Source organism: Sulfuriflexus sp., from assembly GCF_032250955.1.
In the GTDB taxonomy this organism is placed as follows: Bacteria; Pseudomonadota; Gammaproteobacteria; order AKS1; family AKS1; genus Sulfuriflexus.
On sequence record NZ_JAVVES010000152.1, the window covers coordinates 1 to 516 of the forward strand.

Annotated in this window: 1 protein-coding gene and 1 tRNA gene; both read left to right on the plus strand. The window is 33.5% G+C overall.

Features of this window, described 5'->3' with window-relative positions; all coding sequences use genetic code 11:
* Positions 1-159 precede the first annotated feature (159 nt).
* A tRNA-Ser gene (locus tag RQ738_RS13665) sits at positions 160-249 on the plus strand.
* 53 nt (positions 250-302) lie between these two features.
* The coding region (locus RQ738_RS13670; RefSeq protein WP_314165874.1) for an ATP-binding cassette domain-containing protein at positions 303-516 on the plus strand (214 nt) is incomplete at its 3' end.

Genomic DNA, 516 nt, shown 5'->3' on the forward strand with positions numbered 1-516 from the left:
TGTTTCACTATAACACAAAAAAGTATTCAATCAATGATTTTTATTATCTATAATATCATTAGACAATTATTCCTTGATTTTGTTTTAACTATGTAATATTATGTTGTACCTGTAGTTTTATTTTAAACACAGCTTATAACTACTAATCATATTTCTTAAGGATGGGTGGCTGAGTGGTCGAAAGCTCTGGTCTTGAAAACCAGCGTACGGGCAACCGTACCGGGGGTTCGAATCCCTCCCCATCCGCCATTAATCCTAGCAACTTTTCTTTATAATATATTAATCCGATAATTTTTCCAAATATGGCTTCCAACTTAATTTTAGCAATTCAAAACGCTCATGTAACTTTTGGTCAAAAGCCTCTTTTTGAAGACTTGTCGTTTAATATTCACGAAGGAGACAAAATCTGTTTAATCGGAAAAAATGGTGCTGGAAAAACGACACTTATGCATATGATTACAGGTGATATTTCACTTGATGGAGGAAAAAGAATACAGGTTCCAAACCTAACAATTG